This window comes from Pseudomonas sp. LBUM1657, assembly GCF_059716075.1.
The window spans coordinates 2,570,257-2,585,941 of sequence record NZ_CP166799.1 but is presented as its reverse complement, the minus strand read 5'-3'; the positions used below and the strand labels follow the sequence as shown (position 1 = coordinate 2,585,941).

Sequence of the window (15,685 nt, the reverse complement as noted above, 5' to 3'; positions counted from 1 at the left end):
TCGCTTAACTGATCCGCTGTTTTTTAGAACAACAACAAAAACAAGAAGGTGAATAACATGAGCCGTATCTTGACCGAGGCCGTAAGCCGCCGATCATTTCTAGTGTCTGCCGGCGTCACCGTGGGCGGTGCATTCGCCGCCAACCTGCTGCCCTCCAGCGTCTTCGCCGCCACCAAGCCCATCGTGTTGCGCTACACCAGCAGCCTGCCCGACACCCATCCGTTGAATATCCAGATGAAGGCGGCTTCACAAGCCATCAAAGCCGAAACCAACGGCGCCGTGGACCTGCAGGTGTACGCCAACGGCGCCATGGGTGGCGACACCGACATGCTGTCCCAGGTGCGCGCCGGTGCAATCGATTTCATTCCATTGCCAGGCGCCATTCTCTCCACGCTGGTGCCGGCCATGTCGATCGAAAGCATGCCGTTCGCGTTCAAGGACTACGACACGGTCTGGGCCGCGCTGGACGGCAAGCTGGGCGAGTACGTGCGCGCCAAGACCGCCAAGGTCGGCTTGATCCCGATGGAGAAAGTCTGGAACAACGGCTTTCGCCAGATCACCAGTTCGACGCGGCCGATCTACACCCCGCAAGACCTCGCCGGTTTCAAACTGCGCGTGCTGGTCAGCCCGCTGTGGACGTCCATGTTCAGCGCCCTGGGCGCCTCACCGACCGGCATCAGCATTAACGAAACCTACTCGGCGCTGCAGACCAAAGTGGTCGATGGCCAGGAAAACCCGTTGGTGGTCGTCGAATCCGCGCGTTTCTATGAAGTGCAGAAGTACTGCTCCATGACCGACCACATCTGGGGTGGATTCTGGATTGTCGCGTCGGGCAAAACCTTTCCAAAACTGCCCGCCGATGTGCAGGAAATCGTCTCGCGGCAGATCAACGCCGCAGCGCTGGTTCAGCGTCAGCAGGTGATTGACCTCAACACCAGCCTGGAACCGTCGCTGACGGCCCACGGCATCACCTTCAACAAAGTCGACCGTTCATTGTTCAGGACCGATTTGCAGTCCAAGGGCTTCTACACCCAATGGAAAGAAAAGTACGGCGATGAAGCCTGGAGCTTGCTCGAGCAGTACGCGGGTCAACTGTCCTAAGCCGGAGACAAGGTCATGAAAAACGAAATACCAATGACGGAAGTTTCTCCCGCTGAAGGACTCAGCCCACGCCAAACCACGTTTCGCCTCGGTCGTGCACTCGACACGGGGTTGCGCTGGTTGACTGAGGGCAGCGCTGCATTGCTGGTGGTCGTGGAATGCACGCTGCTGTTCTGCAATGTGTTCTCCCGTTACGTGCTCAATCAACCCATCGTCTGGGGTGACGAACTGGCCTCGCTGCTGTTTCTGTGGCTGGCGATGCTCGGTTCGGTGGTGGCGATGCGTCGGGGCGAGCACATGCGCCTCACCTCGTTTATCGGGCGCCTGCCCCGGGAAAAACGCGCCTTTGTCGACACCTTGGGCGCGGTGATCGTCATCACCTTCATCGGGCTGCTGTTCACACCGGCCTGGGAATACGTCAGCGACGAGTGGATCATCACCACCGCCGCCCTCGAAATCCCCAACGCCTTTCGCGTATCCGCCATCGCGGTCGGGCTGAGCCTGATGCTGATGACGTGTGTTGCGCGTCTGCTGACCAGCGCCCGGTTGATCGACTTCTCTGTGTCCGTGGCGATGCTGGCTTCCCTGGCAGCCTTGCTATGGGTGGCTGAAGGCACCTTGCTGTTGATGGGCAACTGGAACCTGATCGTCTTCTTCATGATCGGCGTCATGGCGATGATCGTCCTCGGCGTGCCGATCATGGTCGCGTTCGGCTTGGCCACGGTGGCTTACCTGTCGACCATGACCAGCACCCCCCTGACCCTGGTGGTCGGCCGCATGGACGAAGGCATGGCGAGCCTGATTCTGCTGGCCATCCCGTTGTTTGTGTTTTTGGGTGCGTTGATCGAAGCCATGGGCATGGCGCGGGCGATGATCCGCTTCCTGTGCTCGTTGATCGGCCATGTGCGGGGCGGCCTGTCTTATGTGCTGATCGGCGCCATCTACCTGATCTCCGGGATTTCTGGTTCGAAGGCCGCCGACATGGCCGCCATCGCGCCAGCGCTGTTTCCGGAAATGAAGAAACGCGGCGAGGATGAAAACGAACTGGTGGCGATGCTCAATGCGTCCGGAGCGATGTCGGAAACCATTCCGCCGAGCCTCGTGCTGATCACCATCGGCTCAGTGACCGGGGTGTCGATTTCCGCGCTGTTCACCGGCGGTTTCATGCCGGCGGTGGTGGGTGCGATCGCCATGGCGGCGGTGATCTGGTGGAAAAACCGCAAAGGCGCTGTCTCCACCGGCAAACGCGCCAGCGGCAAGGAAATCGGCCATTCGCTGTTGGTCGCGGTGCCTGCACTGGCGCTGCCCTTCGTGATCCGCACCGCCGTGGTTGAAGGCGTTGCCACCGCCACCGAAGTTGCCGCCATCGGCGTGGCCTACACCTTCATCGTCGGTTTGCTGTGCTACCGCTGCTTTGACTGGCGCCGCCTGTATCCGATCCTGGTCAGCACCGCTTCGTTGTCCGGGGCGATTCTGATCATCATCGGCAGCGCGACCGCCATGGCCTGGGCGCTGACCCAGTCGGGGTTCTCCCATCAGTTGGCGCAAGTCATGTCGACGGTGCCGGGAGGTGCGATGGGCTTCCTGATCATCTCTGCGGTGGCGTTCATTCTCCTCGGCAGCTTTCTGGAAGGCATCCCGGCCATCGTGCTGTTCGGCCCGTTGCTGTTCCCGATTGCCAAGGCCATGGGCATCCACGACGTGCATTACGCCATGGTCGCGATTTTCGCCATGGGTCTGGGCCTGTTCGCGCCACCATTTGGCGTGGGCTTCTATGCCGCGTGCGCCATTGCCAAGGTCGATCCCAGCGGCGCCATGCGTCGCGTCTGGCCTTATCTGGGAGCGCTGGTTGTGGCCCTCGGAGTGCTGATCGCCGTGCCATGGATTTCCATCGGTTTCCTGCCTACTCGCTGAATCACCCTTTGATAGCCCGGCCGATGGTCGCAGCCCCGACTGTCGGCACTCAAACACGAGGTTTCTTATGAATTTCTCCACGCTGGAAGCAGGCACCGCCACCGAGCGCCACCTGATCGTCGACCAGGAACGCACCATCTCGTTTCTGGGTGAGGACTTGCGTATCTACGCCACTCCCCGCTTGGTGGACGACATCGAGCAGACCTGTCTCGACTACCTGCTGACCTTCCTCGATGAGGGCGAAAACACGGTCGGTGCAGCGGTCGATATCCGTCACGTCGGGGCCACGTTGCTGGGCATGTCGGTCAGCATCGCCGCCACCGTGACGCGGATCGAGGGGCGCAGCATCACCTTCAATGTCGAGGTGCGCGATGACGTGGAACTGGTAGCTACCGCGGCGCATACCCGGGTGGTGGTGAACATCGCCAAACTGCGCAGCCGCGTTCAGGCCAAGGCCGAAGCGGCCGCCGCTGGAGAAGTCGAAGACGGCGTGCTCAGCCCTTCCCAATTCGCCGCCTCGCGCTGAAGCAAAGGGACGACGTCATGATCACGCTGCATGAACGCAACGGCTTGCCGAACCTCGCGGCCGAGGATGCTCTACCGATTGTCGATGCTCACCACCACCTGTGGGATCTCGGCAACGGTCGCTATCCGTGGCTGCAAGACGAGTATCACGAGGAATTCTTTCTCGGCGATTATCACAGCCTGTGCCGTAATTTCTTGCCGGAGAACTACCTGGCCCTGACCGAAAACCAACGCTTGGTGGGCACGGTGCATGTCGAGGCCGAGCGTGCCCGTGATGAACAGGTTGCCGAGACCCGCTGGCTGGAACAGGTAAATGCCCGCTACGGTTTCCCAAATGCCATCGTTGCCCACGCCTGGTTCGATCGCGAAGACAGTGCAGAGATTCTCGCCGCCCAGGCGGCCCGGCCATTGGTGCGGGGCATACGCTCCAAACCGGTTACCTCGCCGTCGCCGGATGTCTCGATTGCCGGGGCACGCGGAACCATGCAGGACCCGAAATGGCTGGAAGGTTTTTCGCGGCTGGCTGAGCACGGTCTGTCGTGGGATCTGCGCGTACCGCCGTGGCACCTGGTCGAAGCGGCCGAAGTGGCGGCGATGTTTCCGCACATCCGCATCGCCCTGAACCATACCGGTTTCGCCTGGGATCGCAGCCTGGAAGGCATCACGCGCTGGCGCAATGGCCTGGAAGCGCTGGCCTTGCAGCCCAACGTGCAAATCAAGCTATCGGAGTTCGGCCTCAAGGATTCGCCCTGGCGCTATGACGATAACCGGATGGTAGTCCTGACCGCGCTGGAGATCTTCGGTCCCGAGCGCTGCATGTTCGCCAGTAACTTTCCGGTCGCTGGTTTACGCGCGTCCTACGACACCATCGCCGATGGCGTGGCCGCGATGCTCGCGCCCATGGGTCGTGCCGTGCAGGAAGCGGTGTTCGCTGGTAATGCACGACGCTTTTATCGTCTGGAGCAGCAGCATGAATGACGTATCGACCATCGACTGGCGCACGCGTTTTCTGGCCAGCGGCGAGGACGCGGACTTACCGATCGTCGACGCTCACCAACACTATTTCGATATCGAGGCCCATTACTACCCGTGGCTGAACGACCGGCCGTTGCGAGCGTTTCGTTATGGCGATTACTCGTCGATCTGTCGCACTTTTCTGCCGCAAGATTATCGCCGGCTGACGGGCAGCCATCGCATCGTGCAGACGGTGGTGATCGAGGGTGAGTGGGACCCTGCGACGCCCGCCGATGAGGTGGAGTTTGTCGCGTCGCTGGCAAAAACCGAACCCACCCTGGCGGCCATGGTCGGGCAGGCCTGGCTGGATCGCGAAGACGCTTCAACCCTGTTGCGCCAATACGGCGAGCACCCGCTGGTGCGCGGCGTGCGCCACAAACCCACGGTGACCAGTCGTGAGGCATGGCGCGAAGACTTTGCCGCGCCCGGTTCCATGCGCGATCCCCGTTGGCGCGAGGGTTACGCACAACTGGCGGAAAACGGCCTGCACTTCGAATTGCAGGCCCCGTGGTGGCATTTGTCGGAGGCCGCCGAGCTGGCCAGAGACTTTCCCGACGTGACCATTGTGGTCAATCACACGGCGCTGCCGGCTGATCGTTCGGACGAAGGGTTGGCGGGTTGGCGTAACAACCTCGCGTTGCTGGCACGGGAGCCGAACGTCGCACTGAAAATTTCCGGTATTTGCATCCCCGGCAAGGCGTGGCCCGTGGCGTTGAACCGCGTTGTGGTGAACGACGCGATTTCGATTGTCGATGTCAGCCGCTGCGCGTTTGCCACCAACTACCCGGTCGATGGCGTGGTCAACGGCCTGAGCGAAGTCCTCGACGGCTTCAAAGCCATTGTCCGGGACCGTTCCCTCGCCGATCGGCTCGCCCTGTTTCATGACAACGCCCGGCGAATTTACCGGCTCACTTGATTCCTATTTGAACAGCCCTTCAGGAGTTCCCATGTTTGAAGTTTCAGGTCACAACTACATCGCTGGCAGCCGTTCGGCAAAAGGCTCGAACACACTGCAAAGCCATGACGCCAGCACCGGCGAAACACTGCCATATGCGTTCCATCAGGCCACCGTGGATGAAGTGAATGCGGCCGCAGAAGCAGCGGCCAGCGCTTACCCGACGTTCCGCAGCCTGTCAGCCGCCCGACGCGCCCAGTTTCTCGATGCCATTGCCACCGAGCTTGAAGCGCTGGACGAATCATTCATTGCCCTCGTATGCCAGGAAACCGCCCTGCCCGCCGGGCGTATTCAAGGTGAGCGAGCGCGCACCAGCGGCCAGATGCGCCTGTTCGCCACGATGCTGCGACGCGGCGATTTCTACGGCGCACGCATTGATCGTGCGCTGCCGGATCGCCAGCCTTTGCCGCGACCTGACTTGCGCCAGTACCGCACCGGGCTCGGTCCGGTCGCCGTGTTCGGGGCCAGCAACTTCCCGCTGGCCTTTTCCACCGCTGGCGGCGACACCGCATCCGCCCTCGCCGCCGGCTGTCCGGTGGTGTTCAAGGCCCACAGCGGCCACATGGCTACCGCCGATTACGTCGCCGACGCGATCACTCGCGCGGCGAAAAAAACCGGTATGCCTGATGGCGTGTTCAGCATGCTCTACGGCAGCGTCGGTGAGGCGCTGGTCAAGCATCCGGCGATCCAGGCCGTGGGATTCACCGGATCACTGCGCGGTGGTCGAGCGTTGTGTGACATGGCGGCCGCGCGTCCTCAACCGATCCCGGTCTTCGCCGAGATGAGCAGCATCAATCCGGTCCTGGTGATGCCCGACGCACTCAAGATGCGGGGCGAAAAGATCGCCACCGAACTGGCCGCTTCCGTGGTGTTGGGTGCGGGTCAGTTTTGCACCAACCCAGGCCTGGTACTGGGCATTCGCTCGCCGGAATTCACAGACTTTCTCGAACGTTTTACTGTCCTGATGGGCGAACAATCCGCGCAAACGATGCTCAACGCAGGCGCGCTGAAAAGCTATTGCCACGGTCTGGAAAACCTTCGCGCACACAGCGGCATGACGCACCTGGCCGGTGCCGAACAACAGGGCAACCAGGCGCGGCCGCAATTGTTCAAAGCCGATGTCAGCCTCTTGATCAACGGTGACGAGCTGCTTCAGGAAGAAGTCTTCGGCCCGACTACCATCGTGGTGGAAGTCGCCGACCACGCCGAGTTGATCCAGGCACTGCACGGTTTGCGCGGCCAGTTGACCGCCACGCTGATTGTCGAAGATTCGGAGCTCAACACCCTGGGTGAAGTGCTGTCGCTGCTGGAACAGAAAGTCGGACGCGTGCTGTTCAACGGCTATCCAACCGGCGTCGAAGTCTGCGACGCCATGGTTCACGGTGGGCCGTACCCCGCCACTTCCGATGCGCGCGGCACGTCGGTCGGGACGTTGGCGATCGATCGTTTTCTGCGTCCGGTGTGTTACCAGAATTGCCCCGACAGCTTGTTGCCCGAAGCCCTGAAGAACGCCAACCCGCTGGGCATTGCCCGATTGGTTGACGGTGTCAGCAGTCGCGATGGGCTTTAAGTCACCCAGGTCCACCTTCAACTAACACCCACTGATGACCACAACTCCCGCGTCTATTGAGAAATAGGCGCCGGGCACTCTCGTCTCAAAAAAACGCCGTACACACAAAAACAAAAACCAGAGGAAGCCCCATGCACGTTCAACTTCACCCGAAACACCGCTTTTCCAAATTGATGTTGGCCGTTACCGCCGCCGTGATGATCAACGCCACGGCCACTCAACTGGCGGTTGCCGAAACCGCACCGACCGCGACGAGCGCACCCATGCAATGTGCAACCGAAGCCACACCGCGCTACACCAAAACCCCCACCGGCTACCTCATGGTGCTGCGCATGGGCGACAACGCTTTCAAGGAACTGACCAAGCTGGCCGTCGCCGAAAAGATCCCGAGCGCCTCCATCAGCGGTATCGGCTTCGGTAACGTGAAGTTCGGTTTCTGGAACAAGGATAAAAAAGACTTCGACGCCAAAACCTTCAGCAACGTCGAAATGGCCAGCATTACTGGCTCAGTGGCCTGGAAGAACGACCAGCCTTCCATCCACATGCACGGTGTCGCCGGTGACGCCACCTTCCAGGCCTATGGCGGCCACATCCTCGACTTTGAAGTCACCACCGGCTCCATGGAAATCACTGTGATCGTCCATCAGCGCCGCCTGGAACGCGGGATTGACCCATGCATCGGCGCGAACGTGTTGGGTATTTAACTCAAGACTCTCTAACCCAAGAGCATCGCTCCCGCAGGCCGCTTACTTATGGGCACCTGCTACAGCGGGAGCCAGCCTCCTAAATTCAAACTACAAAAAAGGGGCGTTTTACATGAGCAAGAAGAACACCGTTGTTACTTTCGCGTTGGGCGCTATTGCACTCAGCACCCAGGCGCAGGCGGACTTCCTGAGTGACAGCAAAGCGACGCTGGGGATGAGAAACTTCTACTTCAATAACGACAACCGTGATGGCACGGCCACACCTTCGAAAACCGAAGAGTGGGCGCAGGGTTTCATGCTGGACTACAAGTCGGGCTACACCGATGGCACGATCGGTTTTGGCGTCGATGCACTGGGGCTGATGGGGATTACGCTGGACAGCGGCAAAGGAAGGCATGTCGGCAGCAGCATGATCCCTTCGGACAGTGATAACAGCGCCGTCGATGACTGGAGCCGGTTGGGGTTGACCGGCAAGGTCAAAGTCTCGAAAACCGAACTTCGCCTGGGCACGTTGATGCCGAAATTGCCGGTTCTGGTGGCCAACGACGGCCGCCTGTTGCCGCAGACATTCGAAGGCGGCCAGATCACCTCGGGGGAGTTCAAGGATCTGACCCTCACCGGTGGACGGATCGAACATGCGACGGGCCGGGGTTCAAGCGATCAGACGGGGTTGGCCGCCACCGGCGGCACCCGTGAAAGCAACGCATTCGACTTCGCCGGTGGCGACTGGAAAGTCACCAAGGACCTGACAGCCCAGTACTACTACGCCAACCTGGACAACTACTACACGCAGCAGTTTTTCGGCCTGATCCACACGCTGGCGATCGCGGACGGTCAATCCCTGAAAACCGACCTGCGTTACTTCAAGACAGATTCGTCCGGTGAAAACAGCTCGGGGACCACAGGCTACAGAATCAGTGGCTTCACCAAGGGCGGTGATGGTGAGATCGACAACCGCACCTGGAGTGCCGCGCTGGTTTACACCGTGGGCGGCCATGGCATCACGGCGGGTTACCAAAGCGTGTCGAGCGGCAGCAACTTCACTCAGCTGAGCCAGGGCAATCTGCCCGACAAGGGCGCCGGCGGGGCCAGTCTTTATCTGTATACCGATCGCCTGATTCAAACCTTCACCCGCGCGGGCGAACGCACCGCCTTCGGTCAATATGCCTATGACTTTGCAGCCATGGGTGTACCTGGCCTGAAAGCATCGGTCATGTACCTGAGCGGGGACAATATCAAGACCACAACGGGCGACAACCAGAAGGAATGGGAGCGAGATATCAGCCTGGATTACGTGATTCAGTCCGGGGCGCTTAAAGGTGTCGGATTCGGCTGGCGCAACGGCAAGTCCAACAGCGAGGCAGCCCGGGATCAGGATCAGAATCGCTTGATCGTGAGCTACAGCATTCCTCTGCTTTAACACCGCGACGCCCGGTATTACGCGCACTTCGAGGATGCTGGCCTGGCCTCTTTACCTCAGCGCCGACACGGAGTCAGCGCTTTGTTTTGACTGACCAGGGGGTGATCACTGCACCCGATTGCGCCCGTTGCGCTTGGCCAGGTAGAGCGCATCATCGGCACGGGTCAGCAGACTGTCCAAGGTGTCACCGGCTGTGGAAAGCGCGACACCGAAGGACGCCGTTACCGTGTCGAGTACCGTTTCCGTGACGCGCGCCTTGATCCGCAGTGACTGGATTTTCAAGCGCAGCTGTTCAGCAAACGCCCGCGCACTGTCGAGATCGGTGCAGCCTTGCAGGATCACGCAGAACTCCTCTCCCCCATAACGTGCCGCCATGGCGTCGGCCGGCAGCGAGTTACGCAGCACTTGCCCGACGTGTTCGAGTACGCGGTCGCCCAATGGGTGACCGTACTGGTCATTGAATTGCTTGAAGTGATCGATATCGAGCATGACCAGCGCGACGGTCTGCGGCGCCTTGCTCATGGCTTTTTCCAGCACGCGGTTGAAGGCGTTTCTGTTCAGCACCTGGGTCAGGCCATCCAGGGTGGCGGCCAGGCTGGTCTGCTCCAGTTTGTCGCGCAGGGATTTGATTTCGTTTTGCGCGGCGCGCAGCTGGAAGAGAAACAGTGCTTGCTGATCCTGCATCAGCTGAGTGCTCTGTTGCAGCTCGTTGAGAATCGCCGGCAAGGTTGTGTCGACCGGTGCCTCGAGCATTTCCAGGCAATGCCCCAGGCTGGTCTGAAAGTTGCGGCTGCCATTCACGCTGCGCGTGACGTCCCGCTCCATGTCGTCGACCAGATTGATCGCCTGCTGCTGCCCGGCCCGGGCATCCTCCAGTTCGTCGCGAATGATGTATTCGCGAAACAGCTTGGAGGCGGATTCCGGAGGGAAACTGTCGAAGTCTTTGACCATACGATCCAGGTGGCGATTGAGTTCGGGCTCGACGCCTTTGCTATAGGTGTACCAGAGGGCGTAGTGCACTGGATTGGGCGGAATGTTGTGACGCACCATCAGCGGCACCGCCTGCTTGAGCAACGCAGCCGCTTCGCGGGAATCCTCGGGATATAACGCCAGGGCCGTAGCACGCATCTCAGATTGGTTCATGCCATCACTTGATCAAGGGAAAAACTGAAGTGCGTGGAGCATAACCTCAGCCAAGGCAAACAGCCATTTCCGTGCGGGCTGTGTTTCGGAATAAAAAATAGAGGAACGTTCGAAAAAAAATGAACTGGCGATGAGCCACTAATGTCGGAGCGGCATCACCTGGAGAATCGGATGACCCGCCCTCGGCATTTTGAAATCACCTACTGTCTGAAAAAGACCCGGCACCTCTTTGTCCAGCCCGACTCGCACATGACTGATGAAGATGCCTGGTACTACGCATGCCTGCACGCTGGCGTGGGGCTTTTGTATGGGGAATACCACGATCAACAGAATCATGCCCTGCTGCGCGAACATGCTGAACAGAGCGGTTTGACGCAGGTGAAATGGGAAGAGCTGCCGTAAGGGCTACTCAGACAAAACCGGAGCAATAATGCCCGATGCATGTCAGGTAAGGTTCGCAACTTGTGGGAGCGGGCTTGCTCGCGAAGACGGTGTGTCAGTCAGCAATAATGTTGAGTGACAGATTGCATTCGCGAGCAAGCCCGCTCCCACAGGGGTTGCGTCAACCTGGGCGTCGGATCAACAGCACTTCGGCCCAGCCTTGCTTCCGTAACGGGCTTCCTGACGTTCCCGGAAGAACATCTCGTAGTCCATCAACGGTTTATCCGGGTGCTTGGTTTGCATGTGCTCGACGTAATTGTCGTAGTCGGGCATGCCGACCATCAGGCGTGCGGCCTGACCGAGGTATTTACCTAGATGACTCAGGTCATTGAACATGGGCACCCTCCTCCATCACGCTTCCGGCAAAGCCTGGTATGGCGCTTCTTTATCCGTACGTTCCTTGGTACCCCAGGCAGCGATGCCGACCTTGAGCGCAAAGAACAGGATGCTGAACACCACCAGCAAGAACAGCGCCGTCAGCGTTGCGTTGGTGTAGGCGTTGTAGATCACGTGGTGCATCTGCTCGATGCTCTTGGCCGGCGCGAGGATCTGACCATTGGCCAACGCATCGCTGTACTTCTTGGCCAGGGCCAGGAAACCGATCGCCGGATTGGCGTCGAACAGCTTGATGAAACCTGCGGTGGTGGTGCAGATCAGCAACCACACGGCGGGCAGCATGGTCACCCAAACGTAGCGCTGACGCTTCATTTTGATCAGCACGACGGTGGCGAGCATCAACGCGATACCGGCCAGCATCTGGTTGGAGATACCGAACAGCGGCCACAAGGTGTTGATGCCACCCAATGGGTCGATCACGCCTTGATACAGCAAGTAACCCCACATTGCCACGCAACCCGCTGTTGCGATCAGGTTCGCGGTCCAGGATTCGGTGCGTTTCAGCGCCGGCACAAACGAGCCGAGCAAATCCTGCAGCATGAAGCGTCCGGCACGGGTACCGGCATCGACTGCGGTCAGAATGAACAGTGCTTCGAACAGAATCGCGAAGTGGTACCAGAACGCCATGGTGTTTTCACCCGGCAGGACACTGTGCAGGATCTGCGCGATACCGACCGCCAGGGTCGGTGCACCGCCAGCACGGGCCAGGATGGTGGTTTCACCAATGTCCTTGGCCACCGCTTGCAGGGCTTCCGGGGTAATTGCAAAACCCCAGCTGCTGACGGTCTGAGCGACCGAAACAGCATCAGCGCCAACAATGGCCGCCGGACTGTTCATGGCGAAGTACACACCCGGCTCAATCACCGAAGCAGCCACCATGGCCATGATCGCCACGAAGGATTCCATCAGCATGCCGCCGTACCCGATGTAGCGGGCATGGCCTTCGCTGGCCAGCAGCTTCGGCGTGGTGCCCGAAGCGATCAGCGAGTGGAAACCCGAGACCGCGCCACAGGCGATGGTGATGAACAGGAACGGAAACAGGCCACCCTTCCACACCGGTCCAGTGCCATCGATGAACTGCGTCAGCGCCGGCATTTTCAGGTCGGGCATGGTGATCAGGATGCCGATCGCCAGCGCCACGATGGTGCCGATTTTCAAGAAGGTCGACAGGTAATCACGCGGGGCCAGAATCAGCCACACCGGCAGTACCGCGGCGACAAAACCGTAGCCGATCAGCATCCAGGTGATTTGCACGCCGGTGAAGCTGAACGCCTTGGCCCAGACCGGATCGGCGGCAATCTGCCCGCCCAGCCAGATGGAACCCAGCAGCAGAAACACGCCGATGACGGAGATTTCACCGATACGGCCCGGGCGGATGTAGCGCATGTAGATGCCCATGAACATCGCGATCGGGATGGTCGCCATCACCGTGAACATGCCCCATGGGCTTTCGGCCAGGGCCTTGACCACGATCAGCGCCAGCACCGCGAGGATGATGATCATGATCAGGAAGCAGCCAAACAGCGCGATGGTCCCGGGGATGCGGCCCATTTCTTCACGGACCATATCGCCCAAGGAGCGGCCATTGCGGCGGGTGGACATGAACAGGACCATGAAGTCCTGAACGGCACCGGCCAGCACTACACCGGCAATCAGCCACAGCGTTCCGGGCAGGTAGCCCATCTGCGCCGCCAACACCGGGCCGACCAGCGGACCTGCGCCAGCGATGGCTGCAAAGTGGTGACCGAAGAGTACGTGTTTGTTGGTCGGTACGTAGTCCAGACCATCATTGTTGAGCACAGCCGGAGTGGCTCGATTGGGATCGAGCTGCATCACTTTATTGGCGATGAACAGGCTGTAATAGCGGTATGCAACGAGGTAGATAGCGACTGCTGCGACTACGATCCAGAGGGCGTTGATGGCTTCGCCGCGGCGCAGGGCCACGACACTCAGCGCAAACGCTCCCAGGACAGCCACGGCAAACCAGGCGAGGTGTTTAGCCAGACGGGTGGTCATTGCGTGTCTCCTGCCGACAGCCAGTGGACTGCGGCGGTAATTTTTTATAATTGTGTCCGCGGTGCGGAGCTGGCCCAATATCCGCGCATGCCGTCTACAAATAAATCCGCGTTACTACGTACGCGGCGTCTACGTAGTTCTACGTAGATGGGTGGGAGCGGGCTTGCTCGCGAAGACGGTTTATCAGACGACATTGATGTTGAATGACGGACCGTCTTCGCGAGCAAGCCCGCTCCCACAGGGGTATGCATTTCAACTGGCGGACATCCCATCCGGCGGTCATTCCGTCCAGCAGCGCTACTGGACGCACGCATCTTTGGCATATGATGCCGGGCCATCGCCTCCTTCGGCCCGGTCAGGAGCCCAGATGCAGCTCAAACACAAAATCGTCGCGCTCGGGATTCTGCCACTGGTGTTGGCGATCGCCGTTATTTGCGCGCTGGTGATTTCCCTGAATCGCCAACTGGGTGATCAACAGGCGCAGTTGATCGAAGACAGTATTCTGGCCAGCAAGCGTGCCGAACTGAAAAACTACGTCGAAATGGCGCAAAGCCTGATCGCCCCGCTGTACGACGATGGCCACGGTGACGAGCGCGCCCAGCAGCAAGTGCTCGAAGAACTGCGCAAGCTCAGCTTCGGCATCAACGGCTACTTCTTCGTCTACGACCGCGAGGGCCGCAGCCTGATGCACGCGCGTCAGTCAGAGCTGGTGGGCAAGTACTTGTGGGACATGAAAGACCCGCACGGCCTGCCGGTGATCCAGGCGTTGCTGAAAAGCGCCGAATCTGGCGAAGGTTTCCAACGCTACGCCTGGAACAAACCCTCCTCCGGCCAGGTGACCGACAAGCTCGCTTATGTCGTGATGCTGGATCGTTGGGGCTGGATGCTCGGGACCGGCATCTACCTCGAGGACGTCGAGCGCGCCACCCAGCAGGCCCGTGACGAGGTGGCCCAAGGCATTCGCAAAACCATGCTGGCGATTGCCGCGGTGGCCTTGGTGGCGGTGCTGTTTGTGTTCGCCAGCGGCATGACGCTCAATGTCAGCGAGCATCGTCTGGCCGACAAGAAACTGCAGCGCCTGACCCAGCGCATCGTCAGCCTGCAGGAGGAAGAACGGTCACGGGTTTCCCGCGAGCTGCACGACGGCATCAGCCAGGTACTCGTGTCGATCAAGTTTCAATTCGAACTGGCCAGCCATGTATTGGAGAATGGACAAGACAAGGGCTTGAACATTTTAAGAGAAGCCACGGAGCGCCTGGGGGATGCGATTGGCGAGGTTCGCAGCCTTTCTCACGACTTGCGCTCATCGCTGCTCGACACCCTCGGCCTGCCAGCGGCCATCGGTCAACTCGCCGCAGAATTCGAGCAGCGCAGCGGGCTCACGGTGAGCTACGACGATAACGAATTCGACTGTCTTCTGGTCGATGGCGCCGCGGTCTCGTTGTTTCGCATCGTGCAAGAAGGCCTGACCAATATCGAACGCCACGCCCAGGCCCGCAACGTCTCCATCACACTGCACGGGTCTGAAGATGGCGTACGGTTGACGGTGGTCGATGACGGTATCGGTTTCAATGTCACCCAGGTAGAACGTCGTCACGCCGGCATTGGCCTGCGCAATATCCGCGAACGTGTCGAGCATTTTGGTGGCCAGTTCGCGCTGATATCGATGCCGGGAAGAAGTGAGCTGGACGTTCTGCTGCCGATGAAAATGCCCGGTGCCAAACGCTGACGTACCCCATTACAACAAGAGTGAATGCTTGCGATGAACCTGCCCTACCCGATTCGCGTCGCCCTGGTCGACGATCACTCCCTGGTCCGCGATGGCATCAAAGCGCTGCTGGCGGTCATGGCGCCCCTGGAAGTGGTGGGAGAAGCCGAGAACGGCGCCGATGCGATCGAGATGGTCGGGCGCTGCCAACCGGACCTGTTGCTGGTCGACATCAGCCTGCGGGACATGAACGGGCTTGAGCTGACCCGGGTGCTGCGCAGCCAGTACCCGTCGCTCAAGGTGCTGGTGCTGAGCATGTACGACAATTATGAATACGTGAGTGAGTCCGTTCGCGCGGGTGCCAGTGGCTATGTACTGAAGAACTCACCGTCACGGGAAATCATTGCGGCGATCGAAGCCATCGCCAGTGGCGGGACGTTCTACAGCGCCGAAATCGCCCAGCGACTCATCGCCGATAAAAGCACGGACAACGAGCTGACACCCCGCGAGAGTCAGGTGTTGTACAAGATGGCCCAAGGCCTGAACAACAAGGAAATGGCTCGCGAGCTGGACATCAGCGTGCGCACGGTAGAAACCCATCGCTTGAGCATCCGTCGCAAACTCAACATCGACAAACCCGCAGCCCTGGTCAAATACGCGATCGATCACGGGATCATTTCCCGGTAGGGGCCGCCCGCCGCAGCCATTGACTGCGTCAATAGTCACCATTAACTCAATGAAGTTCTCTTAAAAACTCCGGGGCGTAACATCGCATCCA

General features: G+C 59.9%; 14 protein-coding genes. 11 read left to right on the top strand and 3 right to left on the bottom strand.

The annotated features are described in order from the left end of the window. Positions 1 to 57 precede the first annotated feature (57 nt). The 8 genes from ACA055_RS11950 (at position 58) to ACA055_RS11915 (ending at position 9,203) form a co-directional block, all read left to right on the top strand. On the top strand, positions 58 to 1,101 hold the full coding sequence (locus ACA055_RS11950; RefSeq protein WP_497683813.1) for a TRAP transporter substrate-binding protein: 1,044 nt from the start codon (positions 58 to 60) through the stop codon (positions 1,099 to 1,101). Between the two features lie 15 nt (positions 1,102 to 1,116). Next, a complete protein-coding gene (locus ACA055_RS11945; protein ID WP_497683812.1) occupies positions 1,117 to 3,015 on the top strand; it encodes a TRAP transporter large permease in 1,899 nt (632 codons plus the stop codon). Between the two features lie 67 nt (positions 3,016 to 3,082). Continuing rightward, entirely contained in the window at positions 3,083 to 3,541 is a 459-nt protein-coding gene (locus ACA055_RS11940; RefSeq protein WP_497683811.1) for a thioesterase family protein, read from the top strand. A 17-nt stretch (positions 3,542 to 3,558) separates the two neighbouring features. After that, positions 3,559 to 4,518, top strand: coding sequence for an amidohydrolase family protein (locus ACA055_RS11935; RefSeq protein ID WP_497683810.1), 960 nt, complete (start codon positions 3,559 to 3,561; stop codon positions 4,516 to 4,518). Next, a complete protein-coding gene (locus ACA055_RS11930) occupies positions 4,511 to 5,470 on the top strand; it encodes an amidohydrolase family protein (protein WP_497683809.1) in 960 nt (319 codons plus the stop codon). Before ACA055_RS11935 ends, ACA055_RS11930 begins: the two co-directional genes overlap by 8 nt. A 31-nt stretch (positions 5,471 to 5,501) precedes the next feature. Further along, entirely contained in the window at positions 5,502 to 7,079 is a 1,578-nt protein-coding gene (locus tag ACA055_RS11925; RefSeq protein WP_497683808.1) for an aldehyde dehydrogenase (NADP(+)), read from the top strand. A 131-nt stretch (positions 7,080 to 7,210) separates the two neighbouring features. Continuing rightward, positions 7,211 to 7,783, top strand: a complete 573-nt coding sequence (locus ACA055_RS11920) for a PPC domain-containing DNA-binding protein (RefSeq protein ID WP_497683807.1) — start codon at positions 7,211 to 7,213, stop codon at positions 7,781 to 7,783. 112 nt (positions 7,784 to 7,895) lie between these two features. Further along, positions 7,896 to 9,203, top strand: coding sequence for an OprD family porin (locus ACA055_RS11915; RefSeq protein WP_497683806.1), 1,308 nt, complete (start codon positions 7,896 to 7,898; stop codon positions 9,201 to 9,203). Positions 9,204 to 9,308: 105 nt separating this feature from the next. Here the strand turns inward: ACA055_RS11915 and ACA055_RS11910 are convergent, their stop codons facing one another. Continuing rightward, on the bottom strand, positions 9,309 to 10,346 hold the full coding sequence (locus ACA055_RS11910; RefSeq protein ID WP_497683805.1) for a GGDEF domain-containing protein: 1,038 nt from the start codon (positions 10,344 to 10,346) through the stop codon (positions 9,309 to 9,311). 171 nt (positions 10,347 to 10,517) lie between these two features. Here ACA055_RS11910 and ACA055_RS11905 point away from each other — a divergent pair, with 171 nt between their 5' ends. Then, the gene (locus ACA055_RS11905) at positions 10,518 to 10,748 is read left to right on the top strand and encodes a DUF6555 family protein (protein WP_497683804.1); all 231 of its coding nucleotides are present in this window, start codon (positions 10,518 to 10,520) and stop codon (positions 10,746 to 10,748) included. Between the two features lie 177 nt (positions 10,749 to 10,925). Here the strand turns inward: ACA055_RS11905 and ACA055_RS11900 are convergent, their stop codons facing one another. Beyond that, positions 10,926 to 11,123 carry a YbdD/YjiX family protein gene (locus ACA055_RS11900; RefSeq protein WP_497683803.1) on the bottom strand — a complete coding sequence of 66 codons (198 nt, stop codon included), beginning with the start codon at positions 11,121 to 11,123 and terminating at the stop codon, positions 10,926 to 10,928. A 15-nt stretch (positions 11,124 to 11,138) separates the two neighbouring features. Continuing rightward, positions 11,139 to 13,199: a carbon starvation CstA family protein gene (locus ACA055_RS11895; RefSeq protein ID WP_497683802.1), complete on the bottom strand. Its 2,061-nt coding sequence runs from the start codon at positions 13,197 to 13,199 to the stop codon at positions 11,139 to 11,141. A 367-nt stretch (positions 13,200 to 13,566) separates the two neighbouring features. Here ACA055_RS11895 and ACA055_RS11890 point away from each other — a divergent pair, with 367 nt between their 5' ends. Together ACA055_RS11890 and ACA055_RS11885 are read left to right on the top strand one after the other, a co-directional pair. After that, the gene (locus tag ACA055_RS11890; RefSeq protein ID WP_497683801.1) at positions 13,567 to 14,928 is read left to right on the top strand and encodes a cache domain-containing protein; all 1,362 of its coding nucleotides are present in this window, start codon (positions 13,567 to 13,569) and stop codon (positions 14,926 to 14,928) included. Between the two features lie 33 nt (positions 14,929 to 14,961). Then, on the top strand, positions 14,962 to 15,594 hold the full coding sequence (locus ACA055_RS11885) for a response regulator (RefSeq protein WP_497683800.1): 633 nt from the start codon (positions 14,962 to 14,964) through the stop codon (positions 15,592 to 15,594). Positions 15,595 to 15,685 lie beyond the last annotated feature (91 nt).